The following is a 21190-nucleotide window of genomic DNA, read 5'->3' as shown; positions in this document are numbered from 1 at the left end:
CCGGCCCGCTCCGGAGGGACTGATCCACGATGGCTTCGCAAGGTGAGAGCACGACGTTCTGGCTCGGTGGAGCAGTGGCGATCGGGTTGGTCATGGGCCTGGTGCTCGGCTTCGCGACCTCCGTTTACGGTGGCGTGATCGCGGGGGTCGCGGCCGCCGGTGTCTGGTTCATCGTCGGCGCGCTCCGCCGGCGCCGAGCGGCGCGCCCGTAGCTGAACCGCCCGTAGCTGAACCGTCCGTAGTCGCACTTGCACCCTTCGCCCCCATCGCTGCGTACAAACGCTCTTGTAAGCCCTGAATCGGGCATATCATTCGGTACGGGGATGAGTGCCGGGGCAGCTGGGCGGGGGGTGGGCGATGCGGCGCGTACTCGTGGTGGCGGCGGCGGTTACGCCGGCGGTTCTGGCGGTGCTGCTCGGCCTGGGCACCGCGGTCTACTGGTGGGCGACCTCGGAGCCGGAAGACGAATGGGCCCGCTTCACCGAGGCGACCGAGGTCCAGGAGCTGGTCATCGCGGTCGAGCGGGACCGCGAGCGGGTCCGCTCGGGTAAGCAGACCACCTACACGATCGCCGTCGGGAACCGGGGGCAGGCCGCGCAGCCGGTCACCGTCCGGGCGAGCGTCCCGCCCTGGCTGACCCCGACCGGCGCCACCGCAGACAACGGGTACGTCGAGTGGTCGCTCGTCGTCCCGCCGGGTGGGGTGGAGACGACCAGGCTGGTCGGCGTCTACGCCGCCCCCCGTAGCGCCGCCGACCCGGCCGGCGGCGCCGCCCCGGTGGTTGGCACCCCGCAACGGGTCACCTTCACCGCCTGCGCGCTCGACCAGGCCGCGGGTGAGCCGATCGTCTGCGACACCGACGCCACCCATCTCGCCGCGCCGATCTCCGGCAGCAGCTTGGGTTGGCTCGCGCTCGGCGCCGGCACCCTGGCGGTGGCGACCGCGGTGGCGGCGGCCACGGTGATCCGGGCGGGCACGCTCAGGCGAGTGGCGGACCGGCTGCCTCGATGGCGGCGCGCAGCTCGCGGCCCTTGATCACCGCGCGGCCGGACTCCATCGCCGGGGCCAGGAAAGCGTCCGGGCCCGGTTCGCCGAAAAACTCCGAGACCGCGGCGATCGCCGCCTGACCGGCCGGGGAAGGGGTCAGCGGGGCCCGCAGCTGCAACCCGCGGACCGCCGCCAGCAGTTCCACCGCGAGCAGGCTGGTGAGGTTGTCCAGCACCGTGCGCAGCTTCACCGTCGCCGCCCACCCCATCGAGACGTGGTCCTCCTGCATCCCGGAGGTGGGCAGCGAGTCCACTGAGGCGGGCGCGGCCAGCCGCCGGTTCTCCGCCACCAGGCCGGCGGCGGTGTACTGGGCGATCATCAGACCGGAGTTGACCCCGGGGTCGGGAGTCAGAAACGGCGGTAGCCCGCGGGACCGGGTCACGTCGAGCAGCCGGTCGACCCGTCGCTCCGAGATTGCCCCCACTTCGGCGGCGGCGATCGCCAGATAGTCGGCGGCGAAGCCCAACGGCGCGCCGTGGAAGTTGCCGGTGGACTCCACCCTGCCGTCCGGCAGCACCACCGGGTTGTCGACCACACTGGCCAGTTCCCGGTCGGCGACGCCCACGGCGAACGCGAGCGTGTCCCGGGCGGCGCCAGCGACCTGTGGCGCGCACCGCATCGAGTAGGCGTCCTGCACCGCGTGCTCCAGATCGTCGCGGTGGGAGTCCATGATGGCCGAGCTCCGCAGCAGCCGGGCCAGGTTGCCGGCGGAGTCGCGCTGCCCCGGATGCGGCCGGATGGCGTGCAGCTCCGGCTGGAACGGGCGGTCGGTGCCGAGCATCGCCTCGATCGCCAGCGCTGCGGTCACATCCGCCATGGTGAACAGATGTGCGGCGTCCTCGGCGGCCAGCAACAGCATGCCGAGCATGCCGTCGGTGCCGTTGATCAGCGCCAGCCCTTCTTTGGCGGCGAGCTCGACCGGCGCCAGCCCGGCCTCGCCCAGCACCTGGCCGGCGGGTAGCCGGGCGCCGTCCTTGCCGACGACCCAGCCTTCGCCGGTCAACACCAGCCCGCAGTGGGCCAGCGGCGCCAGGTCGCCGGAGGCGCCGAGCGACCCGTGCTCGGGTACCCACGGGGTAATGCCGTGGTTGAGCAGGTCGATCAGCCGTTCGGCGACCACCGGTCGGACCCCGGAGAGCCCTTTCGCCAGCGACCGGACCCGCAGCAGCAGCATCGCCCGGACCACCTCGGTGGGCATCCGGGCGCCGACGCCGGCGGCGTGCGAGCGCAGCAGCGCGTGCTGCAGCTCAGTACGGCGTTGGGGGTCGATGAAGGTGTTGGCGAGCGCGCCGAAGCCGGTCGACACCCCGTAGACCGGGCGCTCCTGCCGCTCGATCTCGGCCACGATGGCGCGGCTGTCGGTCATCGCGGCGCTCGCCGCGGCGGAGAGTTCGACCGTGGCGTCGCCGCGGGCGACCGCTACCACGTCGGCCGGGCTGACGCCGGTCGGCAGAATCTCAACTACGCTCACATCAACACTCCGTTGTGGATGACTTGGCGGACGAGCGGCACCCCCGGCCGGTAGGCGAGGTGCAGGTAGGAGGGCGCGTCGAGCAGCACCAGGTCGGCCCGGGAGCCCAACCGGACGGTGCCGACATCGTCGCGCCGCAGGGCCCGGGCGCCGCCAGCGGTGGCGGACCACAGCGCCTCGCCGGCGGTCATGCCCATCTCCCGCACCGCCAGCGCGATACACAGCGGCATCGATGAGGTGTACGACGACCCGGGGTTGCAGTCGGAGGCCAACGCGACAGTGGCGCCCGCGTCGAGTAGCCGCCGCGCATCCGGGTACGGCGAACGGGTGGAGAACTCCACGCCCGGCAGCAGCGTCGCGACGGTATCCGAACCGGCCAGTGCGGCGATGTCCTGATCGGATAGATGGGTGCAGTGGTCTGCGCTGGCGGCGCCGAGCGCCACCGCGAGCTGCACTCCGGCGCCGGGGCCGAGCTGGTTGGCGTGGACCCGGGGCGCCAGGCCGAGCGCCATCCCGGCCCGCAGCACCGCTTCGGACTGGTCGGCGTCGAAGGCGCCCCGCTCGCAGAAGACATCCACCCAACGGGCGTACGGCTCGGCGGCGGTCAACATCGGGCCACAGACCAGCTCCACATAGTCGTCAGGCCGGTCGGCGTACTCGGGCGGCACCAGATGGGCACCGAGGAAGGTCGACTCTGGCGTCACCTCGAAGGCGATCCGCAGCGACCTGGTCTCATCGGCGATGGTCAACCCGTACCCGCTCTTGACCTCCAGCGTGGTGGTCCCTTGACGCAGCGCCTCGGCCCGCAGCCGGCCGGCGGTGGCGCGCAGCTCGGCGTCGGAGGCGGCCCGGGTGGCGGCGACCGTGGTGAGGATGCCGCCGCCGGTGTAGGGTTCGCCGGCCATCCGGGCGGCGAACTCGGCGGCCCGGTCACCGGCGAAGACCACATGGGAGTGGCTGTCGACGAAGCCCGGCAGCACCGCGGCCCCGGCCGCGTCGACCCGGTCGTCGGCGGCGGGCGCCTCGGCGCCGGGCCCCAGCCACGCAACTCGTCGCTCCTCGATCACCACCGCCGCGTCCCGCAGGATGCCCAGCGGGTCGTCGCCGTAGGACGGGTCGTTGGTGACCAGTTCACCGATGTTGTCCACCAGCAGGCTCACGGTGTCGCCTCCTCCAGCGCCCGGGGCACATCCATGGCAAGATGCCGGCCGTCGGCCACGACCTGCCGGCCGTCGACGACCACCTGGGTCACGTCGGCGGCGGTGGCGGCGAAGATCACCGCGGCCGGGTCGGTGGCGGCGGTGCGCACACTGTCGAGCGCGACGGTCACCAGGTCGGCGCGGGCGCCCGGCGCGATCACGCCGGCGTCCTCCCAGCCTAACGCCTGGTGGCCGGCGACCGTCGCCGCCGCGATCAGCTCATCCGGCCGGAAGTGGCCACGCCGCTGATCAGCCAGCCGGGCGTTGAGTTCGACCGCCCGCCCCTCCTCGAACATGTCGATCATCGCGTGGCTGTCGGTACCGAGGCTGAGCCGCGCCCCCGCGTCGACCAGCGCGCGGGCCGGGCCGATGCCGTCGGCGAGGTCCCGTTCGGTGGTGGGGCAGAAGCACACTCCCGCGCCGGCTGCCCCGAGCAGTCGCCGGTCCGCGCTGGTGAGGTGGGTGGCGTGTACCGCGATGGCCCGGGGGCCGAGCGCCCCGGCGTCGGCGAGCAGGGCGGTCGGCGTGACGCCGTAGCGGGCGAGGCAGGCTTCGTTCTCCGCCGGCTGCTCGGAGAGGTGCACATGCAGCGGCGCCGCCGCCTGCTCAGCCCAGCCGGCGACGACCGGCAGCTGATCGGCCGGCACTGCCCGCACCGAGTGGATCGCGGCGCCGACCTGCCAGTGCCCCGCCGGCCGCAGCCGCGCCACCCGGGCCGCCCAGGCGTCGGCGTCACCGTCGCCGAAGCGGCGCTGCGGCCCGGTCAACGGCGCCCCGGCGACGTCCGCGGTCAGGTAGCAGGTGTCGAGCAGGGTGAGCCGGATCCCGGCCCGCTCCGCCGCTTCGACCAGCGCGGTCGCCATCTCGTTGGGGTCCGCGTACGGCCGGCCGTCGCGCTGGTGATGCAGGTAGTGAAACTCGCCCACACAGGTGATCCCGGCGAGCGCCATTTCGCCGTAGACCGCGGCCGCTAGGGCCGCGTAGCTAGCCGGATCGAGCTGGTCGGCGACCGAGTACATGCGTTCCCGCCAGCTCCAGAAGTCGCCGGCGCCGCCCTGGGTACGCCCGCGGAGTGCTCGGTGGAAGGCGTGCGAATGGGTGTTGGCGAAGCCGGGCAGCGTGAGCCCCGGGAGGCGGCGGGCGTCGGCCGGCTGGGCCGTGTCCGGGGCGACGGTGGTGAACCGGCCACTGTCGACCTCGATCAGCACCTCCGGCGCTGGCCGGTCGCCCAGCCAGGCCAGCTCCGCGTGGAACCGGTTCATCGATCCGTCCCCGTCCCCGTCCCGGTGCCGGCGGTGGTGGCCGGCCGCGGCCGGCCTGCCGGGGTCACTGGCATGCGAGCTCCGCCAGCACGTCGGCGAGCGCGACCACCCCGGCGGCGCAGTCGTCGTCGGTGGCGTGCTCGCCGGGGGCGTGGGAGACGCCGGTCGGGTTGCGGACGAAGAGCATCGCGGTGGGGACGTGGCCGGAGAGCACCCCGGCGTCGTGGCCGGCGCCGGTCGGGAGCACGGGCGCGTCGCCGAGCCGGGCGGCCAGCCGGTCCCGCAGCGTGACGTCGAAGTCGACGACCGGGCTGACCGACTCGGCGGCGACGGTCACGGCGGTGCCGTCCCGGTCGGCGCGGTCCTGCGCCCGCACCGTCACCGCCTCGACCAGGCCGGTGAGCGTCTGCTGGTCGGGCGCCCGGGCATCCAGCCAGGCGGTGACCCGGGCGGGGACGGCGTTGGTGGCGTTCGGCGCCACCTCGATCCGGCCGACGGTGGCGTGGCCGCCCCGCAGCCGGGCCTCTTTGTTCGCCGCCAGCACCGTGTACGCGGTGGTGAGCATGGGATCGTGGCGGTCGGCCATGGCGGTGGTGCCGGCGTGGTTGCCTTCGCCGGTGATCTCGATCCGCCACCGGCCGTGCGGCCAGATCGCGCTCGCCACGCCGACCGCGGCGCCCCGGTCGACCAGCGCGCGGCCCTGTTCTACATGCAGCTCGATGAAGTAACCCCATCGGGCCAGCAGCTCCGGCTCCGGGCCCAGCGCCGCCGGGTCCAGGCCGGCGGTGCTGACCGCGTCGGCGAGGCTGACCCCGGCCGGGTCGGTCAGCTTCCGGGCGGCAGCCGGGTCCAGCGCGCCGGTGAGCAGCCGGGAGCCGAGGCAGGCGACGCCGAACCGGGAGCCCTCCTCTTCGGCGAAGGCGGCCACCGCCAGCGGCCGGTGCGGGGTGACCCCCCGCTCGGCGAGCAGATCGACGGCGAGCAGCCCAGAGACGATCCCGAGTGGACCATCGTAGGCGCCGCCGTGCGGGACCGAGTCGAAGTGGCTGCCGGTGACCACCGCGCCGTCGCCGGCCGGGTCGCCCCACCAGGCGTACAGGTTGCCGTTGCGGTCGGTGGTGACCTGCAACCCGCGGGCCTGGGCCTGGGCGGTGAACCAGGCCCGGCAGGCGAGGTCCGCCTCGGACCAGCCGTACCGCAGCCAGCCGTCACCGGCCGGGTCCTGGCCGATCGGCAGCAGCGTCTGCCACAGCGCCCGGAAGCGGGCGGGGGTCACTGGGTGCCCCGCATCGGGATCGGCACCTGGTGTTCGGCGGCGACCGTGTCGGCGAGCTCGTAGCCGGCGTCAACGTGCCGGATCACGCCCATCCCCGGGTCGTTGCGCAGCACCCGGGCCAGCTTCTCGGCCGCCAGCGGAGTGCCGTCGGCGACCGAGACTTGTCCAGCGTGGATGGACCGGCCGATGCCTACCCCGCCGCCGTGGTGGATGGAGACCCAGGAGGCGCCGGAGGCGGTGTTGACGAGCGCGTTCAGCAGTGGCCAGTCGGCGATCGCGTCGGAGCCGTCGGCCATGCCCTCGGTCTCCCGGTACGGCGAGGCGACCGAGCCGCAGTCGAGGTGGTCCCGGCCGATCACGATCGGCGCCCGGAGCGTGCCGTCGGCTACGAGTTCGTTGAAGCGCAGACCGGCCCGGTCGCGTTCGCCGTAGCCGAGCCAGCAGATTCGGGCCGGCAACCCTTGGAAGTGGACGCGGTCGCGAGCGAGTCGTAGCCAGCGTTGCAGCGATTCGTTCTCCGGGAACAGTTCGGCGACGGCGGCGTCGGTGGCGGCGATGTCCGCCGGGTCGCCGGAGAGCGCCACCCACCGGAACGGGCCCTTGCCTTCACAGAAGAGCGGCCGGATGTACGCCGGGACGAAGCCGGGGAAGGCGAACGCCCGGTCGTACCCGCCGAGCTGTGCCTCGCCGCGGATCGAGTTGCCGTAGTCGAAGACCTCGGCGCCGGCGTCGAGGAAGCCGACCATCGCCTCGACCTGGCGGACCATGCTGGCCCGGGCCCGGTCGGTGTACTCCTGCGGTTTGGCGGCCGCGTACGCCGGGGCGTCGTCGGCCGCGACTCCCTCGGGGACATAGCTGAGGGGATCGTGGGCGCTGGTCTGGTCGGTGACGATGTCGATCTCGACGCCGCGCCGGAGCAATTCTGCGAAGACGGTGGCGGCGTTGCCGACTACGCCGACCGAGCGGGCCCGGCGCTGCTGCCTGGCCGACACCGCCTCGGCCACCGCGCTGTCCAGATCGTCGGCGACGGTGTCGAGGTAGCCGCTCTCGACCCGGCGCGCGAGCCGGTGCGGGTCGACGTCGACGATCAGGCAGGCGCCGCCGTTCATGGTTACCGCCAGCGGCTGTGCCCCGCCCATGCCGCCGCAGCCGCCGGTGAGGGTGAGGGTGCCGGCGAGGCTGCCGCCGAAGCTCTTCTCCGCGACCGCGGCGAAGGTCTCGTAGGTGCCCTGCAGGATGCCCTGGGTGCCGATGTAGATCCAGGACCCGGCGGTCATCTGCCCGTACATGGTGAGCCCGAGCTGTTCCAGCCGCCGGAACTCGGGCCAGTTTGCCCAGTCGGGCACCAGGTTGGAGTTGGCCAGCAGCACCCGGGGCGCCCACTCGTGGGTGTGCATGACCCCGACCGGCCGGCCGGAGGCGACCAGTAGCGTTTCGTCGTCGGCGAGTGTGGTCAGGCTCTGGCAGAGGGCGCGAAAGGACGGCCAGTCCCGGGCGGCGCGGCCGGTGCCGCCGTAGACGACCAGGTCGTCGGGGCGTTCGGCGACCTGCGGGTCGAGGTTGTTCTGCAGCATCCGCAGCGCCGCTTCCTGCGGCCACCCGCGGGCGGTCCGGGCGGTGCCACGGGGGGCTGAGATCGGCTCCGGCATGTCAGCTCCTCCATTCCTTAACCAAGACTAAGGTACGGCGGGGGAGTGGCCGGGCCGCACCGGCCTCGGTGGGGGGACGGGCATGATAGAACCGCGTGGTGATGTCTGTCGCTGATTTACGCCGCGCTGTCGCCGCTTCCCGGTTCGCGCCCGTGGCCATCTTTCCGAAGCGGGCCGCCCGGGTCGCCCGGCACGACGCCCAGGTGGTCGGGGCGTCCGTGCGCTGGCTCTTCGGCTCTCGTGAACACCACAATTACACCTACGAGCTGACTCGGCGCAACCGTAATCATCTGGCCTGGTATGTCGCCGCGGTGTGTGGGGTGCCGGTCGCCGAGGTGCGTGGCTGGTTCGCCGAGCTGGAGGGCGACGAGCAGCTTCGTCGGCACATCGCCGCGGCGACGGTCGCCTCGTCCCGGCGAGGGCTGGCCGACCGTACGGTCCGGTACGGGCGGCGGCTGGGCTGGTACGCGATGGTCCGCGCCCGCCGCCCCGCGCATGTGGTGGAGGCCGGGGTGGATAAGGGGCTGGGCACCTGTGTGTTGGCGGCGGCGCTGTTGCGCAACGCCGAGGAGGGGCATCCGGGCCGGCTCACCGGGATGGACATCAATCCGGCTGCGGGCTACCTGGTGGACGCGGCCCCGTGGTCCGGGGTGGTGGACCTGATGATCGGTGACTCGGTGGCGGCGATCCGGTCGCTGGACACCCCGGTGGAGCTGTTTCTGCACGACAGCGACCATTCGGTGGCGCACGAGCGGGCAGAGCTGGCGGCGATCTCGGGCAAGCTGGCCCCGGGGGCGCTGTTACTGACTGACAACGTCACCCTGACCGATGTGCTGGCCCGGTACGCCGAGACCACCGATCGCCGGTTTCTCGCCTTCACCGAGCGTCCGGCCCGGCACTGGTATCCAGGCGACGGCATCGGCGCCGCCTGGTAGCGGTGGAATCAGGGTAGCAACATGGGTAGTATTATCGGTATGAAGCTGAGTGTCAGCCTACCCGAGGCCGACGTGGCCTTCCTGGACGACTACGCGACCCGGGCCGGAGGGTCGTCTCGGTCCTCGGTCGTCCAGCGGGCGATTCGGCTACTCCGGACCGCCGAGCTGGAGGAGGCGTACGCGCACGCTTACCAGGAGTGGGAGGCGAGCGAGGACGCCGAACTCTGGGATCGGGCGGCCGGCGACGGTGATGGTTACGGCGATGCGTCGCGGTGAGGTCTACCTGGTCGATCTCGAACCAGCGCAGGGTGCCGAAGCAAACAAGGTGCGCCCCGCGGTCGTGGTCAGCAACGACGCCGCGAATCGAAGCGCGGAGCAGACCGGCCGCGGGGTGGTGACGGTCGTCCCGGTCACCTCCAACACCGGCCGGGTCTACCCTTTCCAGGTGCTGCTGCGGGCTGCCGACAGTGGCCTGCGGGAGGATTCGAAGGCGCAAGCAGAGCAGGTTCGTTCGGTGGCCGTGCGGCGGATCCGGCAGCGGGTCGGCGGGCTGCCGGCGCCAGTGCTGGCGGAGTTGGACCGGGCGCTGCGGCTCCACCTCGCGTTGTAGCCGATCCGGGCCGCCGGCTCGTTGGACCCGAGGAGGTCCGGCGGGCGGGAGGCGGCGCGGGAGATGGATCGCACACGGGTGCTGGCGGCGGTGCTCAGCCTGACCGCCGGCAGCGCCGACGCGGTCGGGCTGCTCGGGTTTGGCCTGTTCACCGCCCACATCACCGGCAACCTGGCGGTGCTGGCGATGTACGTCGCCATCGGGCGGCCGGCGAGCCTGGCGCTGGTGCTGTCGATCCCGTTGTTCATCGTCGTGGTGGCGGCCGCCCGGCGGCTCACCGACCGGTGGACCCGCCGCGGCCGCCCGGCGCTGCGGCCGCTGCTCTGGGCCCAGCTGTTGCTGCTGGCGGGGTTCTTCGGGCTGATCGCGGTGGGGGAGGCGGTCGGCCTCGCCGGTTTCGAGGGCCGGGAGGTGCTGGCCGGCCCGCCCACCACGGCCGGCACGGTTACGGTGCTGCTGGCCGTGGCGGCGATGGCGGTGCAGAACACCCTGGTCATGATCGCTCTGACCGGTCCGCCGCCGACCACCGTGATGACCACGAACCTCACCCGGTTCATGGTGGCCGCCAGCGATCTGGCGGTGCGCCGCGGTGACCCGGCGGCGAGGCGGCCGGCGCGCGCCCAAGTGGCCAGGATCTGGCCGGTGCTGGTCGGGTTCCTGGTCGGGGCCGGACTCGCCGCCGCCGCGTACGCCGGGTTGGGTTGGTGGTCGATGGCGCTGCCGCTGGTGCTCGCGGCGGTGGCGCTGGTGGTGGCGCCGAGCGGGCGTCGCCCGAGCTAGGCGGCGGCGGGCCGGCGGGCGTTGCGCACCGACCAGACCAGCACCTCGTCGGCGATTTCCCGCCAACCCTGCTGAGCGGGCAACAGGTGCGCCCGGTCCGGATATTCGCGAAGCTCGGTCACCGCGGTCGAGGTGTAGTGGCCGGCGTTCGACCGCTGGACCGCCGGTGGCATCAGGTGGTCCAGGCCGCCGGACACGAAGAGCAGCGGCGACCGGTCGTGGTTGTGGTAGTCGACGAAGGTGGGCTGGTGGGTCCGGCGCAGGCCCGCCAGCGCCGTCTGCCACAGGATCCGGCCCGAGGCGGGCACCGCGTACCGGTCGTAGAGCCGCCGTGACTCGTCCGCCGGGAACGGGTTGGTGAACGCGTACCGCCATTGGGGGTAGGTCATCCCCACCGCCCGGTGCCGGCTGGCCGGGTTGCGCAGGAGCGGGAAGAGCACCCGGGCCTGGGTCAGCGGCAGCACCCGGACGCCCTGGGTGGGGGCCGAGTTCAGCGCCACCCCGGCCGCCCCGAGCCCGCGGTCCAGCAGCAGCTGGACGAAGGTGCCGCCGGCGGAGTGCCCGATCAGGATCGGCGGGTTCGGCAGCTGCCGGACCAGCGACTCCAGCCGATCCATGATCGCCGGCACGGTGAGTTCGGTGATCGGGGTCGGGTCGGCGTTGAGCGCCTCGACCTCGGCTTCGCAGCCCGGGTACGCCGGCGCCAGCACCCGGTACCCCCGCTGCTGGTAGTGGTCGATCCACTGCTCCCAGCTGCGCGGCGTGACCCAGAAGCCGTGGATCAAGACGATGGTGTCAGGTGTGTGGTTGCTGCCCGTGTTCATCAACCAATGGTGCGCCGGTAGTTGCCTTCTGACTACTCTAAGTAGCCTTTTCTGGCTGTGAAGTACCTGGTAGACAGACCGTCATGCACCTCGGTTCGCTGCACACCTACCCGGTGAAGAGCTGCCACCGGCTCGATCACCACGGCTCACCGGTAACCGTCGAGCCCTGGGGGCTCACCGGCGACCGGCGCTGGCTGGTCGTCGACCCCGCCGGGGTGGGCATCACCCAGCGGGAAGAGCCGGCGATGGCCAGGATCAACCCGGCGCCGGCCGCGGGTGGCGGGCTCACGCTGCGGGCCGCGGGCGCGCCGGAGCTGCCGGTAGCGGCGCCGACCGGCGAGCCCCACCGGGTCCGGGTCCACCGCGACGAGCTGACCGCCACCCCCGCCGGGCCCGCCGCCGACGAGTGGCTCACCGGCGTCCTAGGCCGCCCGGCGCGGCTGATGTGGCTGGACGACCCGGCCCGCCGACCGGTCGACCCGGCCTACGGGCGGGCTGCCGACCGGGTCAGCTTCGCCGACGCGTACCCGCTGCTGTTGACCAACACCGCCTCGTTGGGCGCGGTCAATGACTGGCTGCGGGCGGCCGGCAGCGGCGAAGGGCCGCTGCCGATGACCCGGTTCCGGCCCAACCTGGTGATCGCCGGCGCCGACCCCTGGGTCGAGGACAGTTGGCTGGGCCGCCGGCTGGCGGTCGGTGCGGTGACCTTCCGGGTGGTCAAAGCGTGCGGCCGATGTGTGATGACCACCACCGACCAGGAGACCGGCGCCCGCGGGAAGGAGCCGCTGCGGACGCTGGCGCGGCACCGGACCGTGAACCAGAAGGTGATCTTCGGAGTGAACGCGATCCCGGACCCGCCCTACGGGGAGATCACCGCCAGCGACCCGGTGACCCTGCTCGACTGAGCAACACCGGGCAAAGCTGGTGCGGGAGGGGGGACTTGAACCCCCACGCCCGAAGGCACAGGTACCTAAAACCTGCGCGTCTGCCTATTCCGCCACTCCCGCCAGCCCGGCCGATTCTAGTCGAACCCGCCAGCGCCTCGCCGCCCGGCGCGGCGCCGGACCGGGCTCAGGAGTCGAGGCCGAGGTCGCGGCGGAGCTTGGCCACGTGCCCGGTCGCCTTCACGTTGTAGAGCGCCCGTTCGATTTTTCCCGCCTCGTCGATCACGAACGTGGAACGGATCACCCCGGTCACCACCCGGCCGTAGTTCTTCTTCTCCCCCCACGCCCCGTACGCGGCCAGCGCGGTCTTCTCCGGGTCGGAGACGAGCGGGAAGGTGAGCTTGTCCCGCTCCTTGAAGGTCGCCAGCTTCGCCGGCTGGTCAGGAGAGATGCCGACCACCTCGTAGCCGGCGTCCTGCAGCGAGCTGATCGAATCCCGGAAGTCGCAGGCCTGCTTGGTGCAGCCCGGCGTCATAGCGGCCGGGTACGCATACAGGATCACCTTCCGGCCGCGCAGATCAGCCAGCGAGAAGGTGCTGCCGTCGTCGGCGGTACGGGTGAAAGCGGGCGCGGTGTCGCCCGGCTGCAATCGGGTGTTGGTCATGCCGACCACGTTACTGGTGGCCGGGTCGGGTCAAATAAATCGACCAGCCGGCGGAACTCAAGTGGCGCGGCGGCCGACTATGTGGGCATCATGGCGCGCGTGACCCCCACCAGGATCCATCGACTCGCATCAGTGCTCGGCGGGCTGGTGCTCGGCGCCTTCGTGGCCGTCGGGTTACTGGCGGCGCCGGCCTCGGCCCACGCCAACCTGCTCGGCACCGACCCGGCGAACGGTTCGGTCGTGTCGCAGCCGCCCGAGCAGATCGTGCTCACCTTTTCCGAGCCGGTCCGGCTGATCCCGGACCGGATCACGGTGGTGGCCCCGGACGGCGAGCCGGTGCCGCTCGGCGAGCCCCGGGTCGAGGGCACCGACGTGGTCGTCCCGGTCGAGCGGGTCACCACCATGGGCACGTACCTGGTCAGCTATCGGGTGATCTCGCAGGACAGCCATCCGGTGGGCGGTTCGATCACCTACTCGGTCGGCGCCCCGTCGGAGCCGCCGGAGCTGCCCGACCAGAGCGAGGAGCTCACCGAGCCGGCGGTCGCCGCCGCCATGAGCATCAACAAGTTCGTGGGGTACGCCGGGCTGGTGCTGGTGGTGGGGCCGGCGGTGATGCTGGCGGTGCTGTGGCCCCGGCGGCTCAGCCGCCGCGGCGCCACCCGGCTGGTGTGGGCGGGCCTCGGGCTGATCGGCGTGAGCACGGTCGTGGCGATGTGGGTGCAGGCCCCCTACAGCACCGGGCAAGGGCTCTTCGAGGCCAGCATGGCCGACCTGCGGGAGGTCTTCGCCAGCACCTACGGCACCGCATTGGTGGTGCGGCTGGGCGTGCTGGTCTCGGCGGCGCTGCTGCTGCGACCGCTGCTGGCCGGCCACGCGACCCGGTCGGATCTGCTGCTGCTCGGCGGGCTGGGCGTGGCCGGCATGAGCACCTGGTCGTTCACCGGCCACTCGATCGCCTCGCCGATCCCGGCGGTGTCGGTGGTGGTCAACACTGTCCACGTCGCCGCCGCCGCGTTCTGGATCGGCGGGCTGGTGGTGCTCGCCGGGTTCCTGCTGCGGCTGGCGAGCGAGCGGGAGTTGGGGGTGATCCTGCCGGAATGGTCGCGGTGGGCGGCGCTGTCCGTCTCCGGGCTGCTGTTGGCCGGCCTGATCATGGCGGTGGTGGAGATCGGTCCGCCGGAGGCGCTCTGGACCACTCGGTATGGTCTGCTACTGCTAGGCAAGATCATTCTGGTGGCGGTGGTGATCGCGGTCGCCGGCTACTCCCGAAAACTGGTCCGGCAACGACTCGGCGCAAGCCGGCCCGGGGCGATGCGGCTGGCGGTGATCGCCGAGGCGGTGGTGCTCGCCGGGGTGCTGGCGGTCTCGGCGGTGCTGGTGCAGACCACCCCCGGCCGGACCGAGGCGGCAGCGCCGCCGGTCAGCGACCGCACCGACTTCGTCACCTCGCTGGAGAGCCCGCTCTACCAGCTGGAGGTGACGGTCGATCCGGCGAGCCAGGGCAGCAACACCGTGCACCTGTACGCGTACGACCTGGACGGGGAGCCGCAGCGGGTGGAGGAGTGGACCGCCACCGCCACGCTGCCGGAGGGCGAGATCGAAGCGATGGAGATCCCGCTGCTGGCGCTGACCGACAACCATGCGCTCGGCGACATCGTGCTACCCGCCGAGGGCGACTGGGAGTTCAGATTTACCCTGCGGCTCTCCGATATCGACCAGGCGGCCGTGGTAGCGACCGTACCGATTGACTAAGCAAGCCAAGATAGGAGCAACGTCGTGCCCACACATCGCTGGCGCAGGGGAGCGGCCGGTCTGAGCGCGGTCGCGGTCGCAGCCGGGGTCCTGGCGGTGACCGCCGCGCCCGCCGCCGCCCACGTGACCGTAGCCCCGGAGGAGGCGGCCCAAGGCAGCATGGCGCGGGTGGACTTCCGGGCCCCGACCGAGAGCGACACCCTCTCGACCACCGGGCTGGAGGTCCACTTCCCGGAGGACCCGCCGATCCCGTCGGTGCTGACCGCGCCGGTGCCCGGCTGGACCGTCGACGTGACCACCCGCACCCTGGACGAACCGGTGGAGGGTGCTCACGGGGAGCAGATCACCGAGGTGGTCGAATCGATCACCTGGACCGCGGAGAACGAAGCCGCCGAGATCCGCCCCGGGGAGTTCGGCGAGTTTCCGGTCTCGATGGGGCCGATGCCCGAGGTAGATGAGGTCTTCTTCCGCGCCCTGCAGACCTACTCGGACGACACCGTGGTGCGTTGGATCGAGCTACCGGCCGGTGACGATGATGAACCGGCGCTGCCGGCGGCGTCGCTGCGGCTGGTCGAGGGCGACGGGCACGGGCACGGGCACGGGGCCACCGGTGACGCCGCCGCCGACGACGACCAGGCGGGTGAGAGCGGGCAGGCGGCCGGCGCCGACGACGGCAGCTCCGCCGGAGTCTGGCTGGGGCTGGGCGGGCTCCTCGCCGGGCTGGCCGGGCTGGTGCTCGGCGGGCTCGCCTTCCTGCGTACCCGGGCCGACTGACCCGACCCGGCGCCGCGCGTACGCCGGAGCGTCGTCACCCTTTGGTCCGTTTCAAGCTGTATGGTGCGCTTGAACGATCAGGGGGGAAAATGGTGCTAAGGGTGGTACGCGCGGTGCTGGGCGCCGTGCTACTGATGGTGGGCGTGCCGCTGTTGCTCATCGGCGGCCTCATGTACGTCGCCACCCAGCACCAGCATCCGACCGGTGGGTACGCCGCGGAGCTGGCCACCGTGAGCAGCGGCGGGTACGCCGTGGTGGTGCCCGACATCGACGAGCTGTTGCGCCGGGATGCGCCGTTCGCCCGCGCCGGCCAGACCAGCCTCCGGCTCGCCGCCGAGACCGGCGACGGCGCCCCCACCTTCATCGGCCTGGCCCCGGCCCATGAGGTGGCGGCGTACCTGGCCGGGGTGCGGCACACCGCGGTGACCGAGGTACACCTGGGTCGCGGGCCGCTGCCCGTCACCACCAGCGGGGTGACCGGCGACCGGGCACCGGCCAGCCCGCCCTACCAGCAGCCGTTCTGGCTCGCCAGCAACACCGGCGGCACCCTGGAGTGGACCCCACACGAACTGCGCGGCGAGCAGCTGGCGTTGGTGGTGATGGCGCTGGATGTCTCGGCGCCGTTGACGGTGGAGCTCGCCGCCAGGGTCGATCCGGGCTGGCTGACCTCGACGACCTACGGCCTGCTGGTGCTGGGGACCCTGGTGACGCTGCTGGCGGTGGCGGTGCTGAGCTGGCCGAGGCGCGCCCGGCAGGTGGTCTATGTGGTGCCGCCGAGCCAGTTGCCGGAGGTCGCGGCCCACCTGGGAGTGCCGATGCCGCCAGAACCGGCCGGCGTTGCGGTGCCGGCCGAGCCGGCGTTGGAGCCTGCGTTGGATCCGGCGGGGCAGCCTGGGCCGGCGTTGGAGCCGGCGGAGTTCCCCGAGCCGGCGGAGCTTGCTCCCGCTGGCGCCGGGCGGCCGGAGAGCGCCGACTCCGCACTGGAGTGGCCGCTGGCCACGACGAGCTCGCAGCATGTGACGGCGACGCCGATGGCGATGGTCGCGCAGGAGCCGGCCGGCTCGTCCCACGCGGTCGTCCTGGCCCCCGACCGCACGCTGGTGCCATAGCCGGCCTGCCTACATAGCGGGTGGCCCCCCACGGAATCCGCGGGAGGCCACCGGCACCGGGGGATCGGTGCAACCGGGGGAACGTACGCCCCGTTAGGTGTAGACTAGCGCGTTTTGCAGAGAATCGATAGCTCTATCATTTGAGTCGTGAATGTGGTATATTCCCTTGGCATCGTGGCACCCTCTAGGCTGAGCGGGTGACTGGCAACGGAGGCACCGACCGACTGGTCTGGGTGGACTGTGAAATGACCGGGCTCGACCCGGCCAAAGATGCGCTCATCGAGGTGGCGGCGCTCGTCACCGACGCCGAGCTCAACGTGCTCGGCGACGGCGACGGCGTCGACGTGGTCATCCACGCCGACGAGGCCGCGCTAGCCGGCATGCCGGAGGTGGTGCGTGAGATGCACGCCGCCTCCGGCCTTACCGAGGCGGTCCGCGCGTCCACGGTCACCACCGCCCAGGCGCAGGACAAAATCATGGCGTATATCACCGAACACATCCCGCAGCCCCGGACCGCACCGCTCTGCGGCAACTCGATCGCCACCGACCGCGGATTCCTCGCCCGGGACATGCCGGTGCTAGACGGCCACCTGCACTACCGGATGATCGACGTCTCCTCGGTCAAGGAGCTGTGTCGTCGCTGGTACCCGCGGGTTTACTTCAGCCAGCCCGCCAAGGGGATGGCCCACCGCGCGCTCGCCGACATCCGGGAGAGCATCCGGGAGCTCGAGTACTACCGGCGGACGATATTTGTCCCGCTCCCGGGGCCAGATGTCGACGCGGCCAAAGGGGTCGCGACGCAGCTGTAGACACCAGGTATCATTAGTCGGCGCCTCGTACCGGTGATCCCGTGGCGGGTGCGTCGTGGTGGCCGTAGCTCAGTTGGCAGAGCACCGGGTTGTGGTCCCGGGGGTCGCGGGTTCAAATCCCGTCGGTCACCCCACGAAACACCAGCTCAGCGCCCTGATCCCGCAGTTGTGGATCAGGGCGCTTGATCATTTGTCATCCAGGTGTCATCAGGACAAGACCCGACTGGGTGACCGAGCACGTCGTGGTGTACCGGCTGCCGGGGTGCCTCGTGCCAGGCCCACGACACCGAGGTGGCGCCGTCGTGCTCGTAGCGATCGCGGTGTTCGACCGCCGCTACCGGGGTGGCGTTGTCCCAGGCCAGCAGTTCGCCCGACGGGTGGACTCCGCCTGCGGCGAGGAGCGCGAGGTCGCCGCGGCTGCGGGGGTCGAACGCTGCCCGTACGGTGGCGGCGAGCTGGTCGGTGGTGGCCCGGCCGAGGACGGTGACGCCGCAGGCGGCCAGCCCGTCGGCCAGACCAGGTAGCGCGCGGTTGACCTCGGCCAGTGCGGCCTCGACGGTGCGGGGATGGGCAGGCGAGGCGTACGGGTCGAGGGTGACCGACACCCAGGTGGCGACGTCGGCGGCGGCCGCTGGTGAGGCGGCGACGAGTTGCTGCAGGATCCGGCGGGCGGCCGCTGGCCCGTCCGGGGCGAGGCGGGCGGTGACGTGGTCGGCCAGCCGGGAGCCGGTGTCGGGTGCGGTGTCGATGGTGACCGCCACCCAGCGGATGGTCTGTTGGTGCCCGAGGCCGGCCAGCCAGCCGCTCCAGTTCGCGACCCAGGCTGCGGCCTGCGCCGGGTCGGCGAGCCAGGTCGACTGTGCCGCGCAGCGCCAGCTGACGGTCATGGTCCGCAGCCGCCGGTTGTGGACCACCCCGTAGCTGCTGCCCTGTCCGTCGTCGACCGACAGTAGTTCGGTGGCGGCTAGCACCCCGGGGAGCTGCCAGCCATGACGGTGGGCTGCCATCATCCCGCCGCGCCAGGTGCGGCTGCGGCGGCCAATGGCCCAGCGGAGCCGCTGCAGCAGCGCCTGCCCGAGCGAGACCTCGTCCCACTGCAGGACGGTGCCGGCGATCACCGCGATGCAGGCGGGTGCGACCACCAGCAGCGTCACCGCAGAGATAGAGATGGTGATGACCCCGACCGTCAACGTCGCCAGGACCGCCACGGTGCTGGCGGGTCCGAGCCCGAACATTCCCATGCCGCGGGCGCGGCGCCAGCCACCGTACGTACGCGGCGTTTCGGAGTCGGCCGTGCCGGTCACCGCTGTCCCTCCGCAGTGTTCTCGCTGGCGGCCTGGGCGCCTTTCTTGACGGCGCCGACGGTGGCCTGGCCGACGGCGACCACCCCGGCCACGACCGGGGCGGCGGGGCCCGAAGCTGCGGCGGCACCAGCGGTGGCGCCGCTGGCTGCCGTTCCGCTTGCCGCAGTGCCGGAGGCGGCGGTTCCGGCCGCGGCCGTTCCTGTCCCGGCCGCTGGCGCGGCGGCTGCGGGGGTGGGGCCGGTGAACACCGGCGGGGTTGCGGTCGGCGGAGTCGAGGCGGTGCTGGTCGGGGCGGAGGGTGGGTTGCCGGTGTTGGGTGTGTGGCGGCGTTCCATGTCTCTGGCGTGGTCGGTGACCCCGCGCAGGGACGCTGCGGCGTGCAGGCTGGCGCCGCCGGCGGCCGCGAGGGTGCCAAGTCCGCCGGTGCCGGACTGGATGCCGCCGACCGGCCAGGAGAGGAACCGCAGCAGCGCAGGTAGCGCGATGATGCTCATTCCCAGCGTGGCCATGCCGATGGGCCACAGTTGCAGGCCTTCGTTGTCCTCGTCGCCGATGAGCATGAACGCGATGGCATAGATGGTGGCCGCCAGCGGCTTGTATAACACCAGCGCCAGGTGCCAGGTGAGAACCTTGCGCAGCCAGCCCGAGGTGCCCGTGGTGAAAGAACCTGCGGCAGCCAACTGCAACAGTCCGGTAAGGATGATGACCGCCGCACCCCGAAACAGCAGCAGCGCCAGCTGGAAGAAGTTGGCGATCATGACGATCGGGCCCAGGATCAACACCAGGGCCAACGGCGCCCCCGGCCAGGCGATCATGAGGTTGCTCAACCGTTCGACGAGGTCGTCAGCGTTGCCGTCGAGCCCGCCGGTGAGAATCCATCGGGAGTAGGCGTCGGTGAAGGCCAGCAACAGGTTGGTGCCGGTCACGGCGACCACGCCCCACAACGCCACCGCGACCAGGCCCTTGATCACGTTGATGAGCGGCTCGCCCCGGCGGGTGAGGATCATCAACAGCGCCTGCCAGAGAATGCCGCCGGTGGCGACGAGGATGGTGAACGGCAGCATCCAGCCCTGCAGGATCGTGGCCGGGTTGGTGATGTCCGGCGGGGGCATGTTTACCCACGCGGTAACCGCGCGGACGATCAGGCTGCGGAGGGCCTCCCGGATCGAGTCTGCTTCGAGCCAGGTCAGCTGCATCAGCACGCCCGCCAGCTGCGGCACACCATCCACGCCGGGGGCCTCGATCAGTAGCCGCAGGCTCGCCGCGTCCGGGGAGAAGCTGTCCAGCTGGAACCCTCGTACGGTGCCGTAGATCGGGCACAGCGGTTCCCCGTAGGGCACCTGCGCGATCTCCCGGGCGTCCTCGTACTGGTCGTGGACCCGATGGGCGAAGACTGTCGCGTCCGGACCGATCACCCGCCCGGTCAGCGTCGGCGCGAACGTGTCCGGCCCCACCTGCGGGCTGACCAGAACGGCTAGATGCAGCGCGGCCAGAACCGCCCCGGCGGGTTCCCGGGCGAAGCCCAGTCCGCGGTCACCCTCGCGCCGGTGCGGCCCGTACCGGTCGGAGTACGGCAGCGGCACCCCGCACAGGCTGGCCCAGACGAGCTCGTCGTCCGGCAGGATCGGCGCCGCCGGAGGCGAGTCCGGTTGCGCCGGGTCGACCGGCCGGTCAGTCTGCTGCGGGTGTCCGGTCGGCCCCGGCTGCGGGTCCGGACCACCATCGGACAGGCGCATGTGGAGGGCGGCGGCTACCGCGATGATGGCCAGTGCCGCGGCCACCGCCGCGTACCACAGGGCCCGGTTGCTGCCGCGGCGTCGGTGCAGTCCCGGGCTCATAGGGCGATCGCCCCCACGATGCTGGCCGCCACGGCAGCGAGGAACAGCCCGCCGAGCACCCACGGCACCCCGGCGGCCCCGTCGACGGCGGTCGCCGAGCGGTTGCGCCGGCCGATGATCATCATGCCGCCGCAGATGAACATCCCCAGCACCCCGGCGACCACCAGGATCCACTTGCCCCAGCCAATGAACTGGTTGGCGACCGCCTCCATCCCGGGCGGGGCCTCCGGGCCAGGGTTCGGTGCCTGCGCCAGCACCACCGACAACACGTCGAACAAGATCAGCACGTCGCTGCTCCTTGCGATCCAGGACCACCTGGTGCGGCCCGCAGCAGCGACGTTTCTCACCGACGGTTATCGCCGTCGTTAGTCGAAGAAGCGCCGGTGGCGCTACTGCGCTACCCGTAGCGCTACCGGCTGCCGTGCCTGGTCAGCGTGGTCGCATGTCCCGCCTGACCCGCGCCATCCCGCCTGCGGCGGTCGTGACCACGGCCCTGCTTCTCACCGCCTTGTCAGTGCGCTGCTCGAGCCCGCAGCCACCCCACGACGGTGAACTAGCGGGTCGACCGGCGGTGAGCGCTCCGGCCGCTCTTCCGTCGCCGGATCCGGCGGTGGACATGACCGAGCCCGACGCCATGTGCGAGGCGTTCGCCATAGCCCTGCACACCGCACCGGCGGGCGGCAACCTGCAGCCCGCCGCGTACGCCACCGACGACCTGGCCCTCGAGCTAGCCGCCGACCCGGGGCGGCACCCGGCCGGATCGGAAGACGGCCACCCCGGCGGTGCCGCCGTCGACACCGGCCCGTACGCCGGACACCTCCCGCCCGACCGCGACGGACACTCCCACCGCGCGGTGGTGCTCCGCAGCGGCGGTGACGCCGAGGAGCCGCGGTGGATCGTCTACTGCACCCTGCAGCAGGTCGGCGACCAGTGGCGAGTGGCCGCGTACGAACGGGAACCACGGCCATGAGCCAGCAACCCTCGCACGCTTCGACACTCACCT

Annotated in this window: 22 protein-coding genes and 2 tRNA genes; 13 read left to right on the top strand and 11 right to left on the bottom strand. The window is 72.2% G+C overall.

The window, feature by feature from the left end:
• Window positions 1-29: 29 nt before the first annotated feature.
• Window positions 30-212, top strand: a complete 183-nt coding sequence (locus JQS43_RS19900; protein ID WP_239675894.1) for a hypothetical protein — start codon at window positions 30-32, stop codon at window positions 210-212.
• A gap of 145 nt (window positions 213-357) precedes the next feature.
• Window positions 358-1035, top strand: a complete 678-nt coding sequence (locus JQS43_RS19895) for a hypothetical protein (protein WP_239675893.1) — start codon at window positions 358-360, stop codon at window positions 1033-1035.
• Here the strand turns inward: JQS43_RS19895 and hutH are convergent.
• From hutH to hutU, 5 genes are all read right to left on the bottom strand, one after another.
• The gene (hutH, locus tag JQS43_RS19890; RefSeq protein WP_239675892.1) at window positions 980-2518 is read right to left on the bottom strand and encodes a histidine ammonia-lyase; all 1539 of its coding nucleotides are present in this window, start codon (window positions 2516-2518) and stop codon (window positions 980-982) included. The two genes, JQS43_RS19895 and hutH, sit on opposite strands and share 56 nt — an antisense overlap.
• Complete coding sequence (hutI, locus tag JQS43_RS19885; protein ID WP_239675891.1) at window positions 2515-3678, bottom strand: imidazolonepropionase; 1164 nt, start codon at window positions 3676-3678, stop codon at window positions 2515-2517. The genes hutH and hutI overlap by 4 nt, the downstream gene beginning before the upstream one ends.
• Window positions 3675-4979 (bottom strand): formimidoylglutamate deiminase, encoded by a 1305-nt coding sequence (locus JQS43_RS19880; RefSeq protein ID WP_239675890.1) that lies wholly within the window; start codon window positions 4977-4979, stop codon window positions 3675-3677. The genes hutI and JQS43_RS19880 overlap by 4 nt, the downstream gene beginning before the upstream one ends.
• Window positions 4980-5043: 64 nt before the next feature.
• Window positions 5044-6255, bottom strand: coding sequence for an allantoate amidohydrolase (locus JQS43_RS19875; RefSeq protein ID WP_239675889.1), 1212 nt, complete (start codon window positions 6253-6255; stop codon window positions 5044-5046).
• Entirely contained in the window at window positions 6252-7904 is a 1653-nt protein-coding gene (gene hutU, locus JQS43_RS19870; protein WP_239675888.1) for a urocanate hydratase, read from the bottom strand. The genes JQS43_RS19875 and hutU overlap by 4 nt, the downstream gene beginning before the upstream one ends.
• 152 nt (window positions 7905-8056) lie before the next feature.
• Between hutU and JQS43_RS19865 the strand changes: the two genes are divergently transcribed.
• The 4 genes from JQS43_RS19865 to JQS43_RS19850 all read left to right on the top strand — a co-directional run bounded on the left by JQS43_RS19865 (window position 8057) and on the right by JQS43_RS19850 (window position 10229).
• Window positions 8057-8839: a class I SAM-dependent methyltransferase gene (locus tag JQS43_RS19865; protein WP_239675887.1), complete on the top strand. Its 783-nt coding sequence runs from the start codon at window positions 8057-8059 to the stop codon at window positions 8837-8839.
• Between the two features lie 39 nt (window positions 8840-8878).
• Window positions 8879-9115, top strand: a complete 237-nt coding sequence (locus tag JQS43_RS19860; RefSeq protein ID WP_239675886.1) for a ribbon-helix-helix domain-containing protein — start codon at window positions 8879-8881, stop codon at window positions 9113-9115.
• Window positions 9102-9449, top strand: coding sequence for a type II toxin-antitoxin system PemK/MazF family toxin (locus JQS43_RS19855; RefSeq protein ID WP_239675885.1), 348 nt, complete (start codon window positions 9102-9104; stop codon window positions 9447-9449). The genes JQS43_RS19860 and JQS43_RS19855 overlap by 14 nt, the downstream gene beginning before the upstream one ends.
• Before the next feature lie 63 nt (window positions 9450-9512).
• Window positions 9513-10229 carry a YoaK family protein gene (locus tag JQS43_RS19850; RefSeq protein ID WP_239675884.1) on the top strand — a complete coding sequence of 239 codons (717 nt, stop codon included), beginning with the start codon at window positions 9513-9515 and terminating at the stop codon, window positions 10227-10229.
• Here JQS43_RS19850 and JQS43_RS19845 read toward each other — a convergent pair.
• Complete coding sequence (locus JQS43_RS19845; protein ID WP_239675883.1) at window positions 10226-11053, bottom strand: alpha/beta hydrolase; 828 nt, start codon at window positions 11051-11053, stop codon at window positions 10226-10228. The genes JQS43_RS19850 and JQS43_RS19845 overlap by 4 nt on opposite strands.
• A gap of 83 nt (window positions 11054-11136) precedes the next feature.
• Here JQS43_RS19845 and JQS43_RS19840 point away from each other — a divergent pair, with 83 nt between their 5' ends.
• Window positions 11137-11958 (top strand): MOSC domain-containing protein, encoded by an 822-nt coding sequence (locus tag JQS43_RS19840; protein WP_239675882.1) that lies wholly within the window; start codon window positions 11137-11139, stop codon window positions 11956-11958.
• Window positions 11959-11975: 17 nt separating this feature from the next.
• Here the strand turns inward: JQS43_RS19840 and JQS43_RS19835 are convergent.
• Both JQS43_RS19835 and bcp read right to left on the bottom strand, forming a co-directional pair.
• A tRNA-Leu gene (locus JQS43_RS19835) sits at window positions 11976-12060 on the bottom strand.
• Between the two features lie 64 nt (window positions 12061-12124).
• On the bottom strand, window positions 12125-12601 hold the full coding sequence (gene bcp / locus JQS43_RS19830; RefSeq protein ID WP_239675881.1) for a thioredoxin-dependent thiol peroxidase: 477 nt from the start codon (window positions 12599-12601) through the stop codon (window positions 12125-12127).
• Window positions 12602-12691: 90 nt separating this feature from the next.
• Here bcp and JQS43_RS19825 point away from each other — a divergent pair, with 90 nt between their 5' ends.
• The 5 genes from JQS43_RS19825 to JQS43_RS19805 all read left to right on the top strand — a co-directional run bounded on the left by JQS43_RS19825 (window position 12692) and on the right by JQS43_RS19805 (window position 17179).
• The gene (locus JQS43_RS19825) at window positions 12692-14353 is read left to right on the top strand and encodes a copper resistance CopC/CopD family protein (RefSeq protein WP_239675880.1); all 1662 of its coding nucleotides are present in this window, start codon (window positions 12692-12694) and stop codon (window positions 14351-14353) included.
• 24 nt (window positions 14354-14377) lie between these two features.
• Window positions 14378-15127, top strand: a complete 750-nt coding sequence (locus JQS43_RS19820) for a YcnI family protein (RefSeq protein ID WP_239675879.1) — start codon at window positions 14378-14380, stop codon at window positions 15125-15127.
• Window positions 15128-15216: 89 nt separating this feature from the next.
• Window positions 15217-16236, top strand: a complete 1020-nt coding sequence (locus JQS43_RS19815) for a hypothetical protein (RefSeq protein ID WP_239675878.1) — start codon at window positions 15217-15219, stop codon at window positions 16234-16236.
• Between the two features lie 197 nt (window positions 16237-16433).
• Window positions 16434-17045 (top strand): oligoribonuclease, encoded by a 612-nt coding sequence (orn, locus tag JQS43_RS19810; RefSeq protein WP_275580932.1) that lies wholly within the window; start codon window positions 16434-16436, stop codon window positions 17043-17045.
• A gap of 58 nt (window positions 17046-17103) precedes the next feature.
• A tRNA-His gene (locus JQS43_RS19805) sits at window positions 17104-17179 on the top strand.
• Between the two features lie 39 nt (window positions 17180-17218).
• Here the strand turns inward: JQS43_RS19805 and JQS43_RS19800 are convergent.
• The 3 genes from JQS43_RS19800 to JQS43_RS19790 are packed head-to-tail and all read right to left on the bottom strand — an operon-like array spanning window position 17219 to window position 20474.
• Window positions 17219-18349, bottom strand: a complete 1131-nt coding sequence (locus JQS43_RS19800) for an SCO6880 family protein (RefSeq protein WP_239675877.1) — start codon at window positions 18347-18349, stop codon at window positions 17219-17221.
• The gene (locus JQS43_RS19795; protein ID WP_239675876.1) at window positions 18346-20187 is read right to left on the bottom strand and encodes a DUF8175 domain-containg protein; all 1842 of its coding nucleotides are present in this window, start codon (window positions 20185-20187) and stop codon (window positions 18346-18348) included. The genes JQS43_RS19800 and JQS43_RS19795 overlap by 4 nt, the downstream gene beginning before the upstream one ends.
• Window positions 20184-20474: a hypothetical protein gene (locus tag JQS43_RS19790; RefSeq protein ID WP_239675875.1), complete on the bottom strand. Its 291-nt coding sequence runs from the start codon at window positions 20472-20474 to the stop codon at window positions 20184-20186. The genes JQS43_RS19795 and JQS43_RS19790 overlap by 4 nt, the downstream gene beginning before the upstream one ends.
• Window positions 20475-20803: 329 nt before the next feature.
• On the opposite strand from JQS43_RS19790, the gene JQS43_RS19785 reads away from it, so the two are divergent.
• On the top strand, window positions 20804-21157 hold the full coding sequence (locus JQS43_RS19785; RefSeq protein ID WP_239675874.1) for a hypothetical protein: 354 nt from the start codon (window positions 20804-20806) through the stop codon (window positions 21155-21157).
• The last annotated feature ends 33 nt before the right edge of the window (window positions 21158-21190 follow it).

Source organism: Natronosporangium hydrolyticum (assembly GCF_016925615.1).
GTDB lineage: Bacteria > Actinomycetota > Actinomycetes > Mycobacteriales > Micromonosporaceae > Natronosporangium > Natronosporangium hydrolyticum.
This window is presented reverse-complemented; position numbering and strand designations above follow the sequence as displayed.